The organism is Streptomyces calidiresistens, assembly GCF_014141525.1.
GTDB classification, from domain to species: domain Bacteria; phylum Actinomycetota; class Actinomycetes; order Streptomycetales; family Streptomycetaceae; genus Streptomyces; species Streptomyces calidiresistens.
In genome coordinates this window covers 1-2,156 of record NZ_VKHS01000864.1, presented here as the reverse complement: position 1 = coordinate 2,156, position 2,156 = coordinate 1, and the positions used below count along the sequence as shown (strand labels likewise).

At 77.0% G+C, this 2,156-nt stretch carries 2 protein-coding genes; both read right to left on the bottom strand.

The genetic code is table 11. From position 1 onward, the window contains the following. Positions 1 to 235: 235 nt before the first annotated feature. Positions 236 to 1,540, bottom strand: coding sequence for a coenzyme F420-0:L-glutamate ligase (locus FOE67_RS23555; protein WP_194444626.1), 1,305 nt, complete (start codon positions 1,538 to 1,540; stop codon positions 236 to 238). 38 nt (positions 1,541 to 1,578) lie between these two features. Continuing rightward, positions 1,579 to 2,156 (bottom strand): 2-phospho-L-lactate transferase CofD family protein (locus FOE67_RS23550; RefSeq protein WP_182666852.1); only part of this gene is annotated, 578 nt, incomplete at its 5' end.

Here is a 2,156-nt window from a genome sequence, read left to right as displayed (position 1 = left end):
GTACCGGGGAGGACGGCGGGCGGGGCGCGGGCGGCGACATCGTCGCCGCCCGCGGCGACCGGATCGTCTGCGCCTGAACCACCGCGGCGCCACCCATCGGCACGTCCGGGGCCCGACACGGCGGGCCCCGGCCGTGCCGGCGGCCCGTCACCCGGGCCCGCCGACACGGCCGTCGGGCCGGCGCCGGTTCACCGGGGGAGACCCGCCGGAAGGGCCCCGGGGGGAGGGCTCCGGGTCAGCGAACGGTCACGAACCCGTCGACCGGGCGCGGGGGCCGGGGCCGGGGCGCGGCGGCCGGGTACCCGATCGCCACGGCACCCATCGGGTCCCAGTCCTCCGGCAGTTCCAGGACCTCCCGCACCACCGGTCGGCAGAACATCGTGGAGGACACCCAGGCCGACCCCAGCCCCTCGCCGGCCAGCGCCACCAGGAAGTTCTGCACCCCGGCCCCGACCGCGACGACGAACATCTCCCGCTCGGCGGTCGAGCGCCGCTCGTCGGGGTAGCGGTGGGCGCCGTCGGCGACCAGACAGGGCACGGCCAGGAACGGTGCCCGGCGCAGCACGTCCCCGCGGCGGATCCGGCGCTCGATCGCCTCCGGCGAGCGGCCGTCGGCCCGCAGGTCGGCGATCCACGCCTCGCGCATGGCGTCCAGCAGCTTCTCCCGGGCGGCCGGCGACTCCAGCAGCACGAACCGCCACGGCGTGGTGTGGTGGGGGGCGGGCGCGGTCAGGGCGGCGGCCACCGCGCGGCGGACCGCCGCCGGATCCACCGGGGCGTCGGCGGCGAACTCCCGGACGGTGCGGCGCAGGGTCACCGCCTCCCGCACCGCCTCGGAGGTGCCCAGTCGGAACATGTCCCGCCCCGCGTCCCGGACCAGGTCGCGGGCGGAGGGTTCCACCGGGGCCCCGTCGGCGCCGTCCCCGGCGATCGTCACGTGCTCGGCCAGTCCCCGGATCACGGCCACCGGCCGCCCCTCGGCCTTCCCCTTGACCAGATCACCGGCGCCGGCGAGTTCGTCGGCGATCGCGGTGACCGTCACACCCAGCGGGTTGCCGTGGGTGTCGGTGCCGCCGCGCAGGTCGTCCAGCACGCGCACGCCGGCCGCGCCGATCGCCACGTCGGTCTGCCCTTCCCGCCAGGGCCGGCCGAAGGTGTCGCTGACCACGACCCCGACCTCCACCCCCAACCGTTCGCGCAGGCCGTCGCGGATCCGCCGGGCCGAGGCGTCGGGGTCGGTGGGCAGCAACAGCACGGTGCCCGGAGGGGTGTTGGAGGCGTCCACGCCGGCGGCGGCCATGACGAATCCGTGCCGGGACTCCACGATGCGGGCGGCACCGCGTCGGGCCACCACCCGAACCGTCTCGGCGTCCACGGCCGCCTCCCGGTCGTCGGCGCGGACCACCCGCCCCTCCGCCTTGCTGATGATCTTGGATGTGACGACCAGCACGTCCCCGTCCTCGGGGCGGGGCTGTCCGGGAGCGGTCAACGCGGCGGCGATCAGCTCCGCGGGATCGTCCCCGGGACGCACCTCGGGCATGCCGGGCGGGGCCCACACGCGGTACTCCGCAGCGCGGCTCACGCGCGCACCTCCTCGGCCAGCGCCAGTGCCTCACGGGCCATCGCGGCGGTGGCCTCCTCGTCGCTCATCAGCAGCGGGACGGCGCGGCAGCGCACCCCACCCGCCTCGATCTCCGGCACCGCGTCCGCGTCCACGGTGTCCACCAGCCAGCCGTCCAGCAGCCCGGCGCCGTAGTGCGCCGCCACGCCGGGAGCGGTGGCGGGCACGCCGATGGCGGCCAGCACCCGGTCGGCCATGCCGCGCACCGGTGCCCCGCCGATGACGGGGGAGAGCCCGACCACGGGGGCGCCGGCGTCGGCCACGGCCTCCCGGATGCCGGGTACGGACAGGATGGTGCCGATGCTCACCACCGGGTTGGAGGGCGGGAAGAGGATCACGTCCGCCTTCTCCAGTGCCTCCAGGACACCGGGGGCGGGAGCGGCCTGCTCGGCGCCCACCGGGACCACGGCACGGGCGGGCACCGAGGCGCGCATCCGCACCCAGTACTCCTGGAAGTGCACCGCGCGCCGGCGCACCGAGTCGTCCCCCGCGCCGCTCTCCCCGCCGTCGCCCCTGTCTCTTATACACCTCTGAT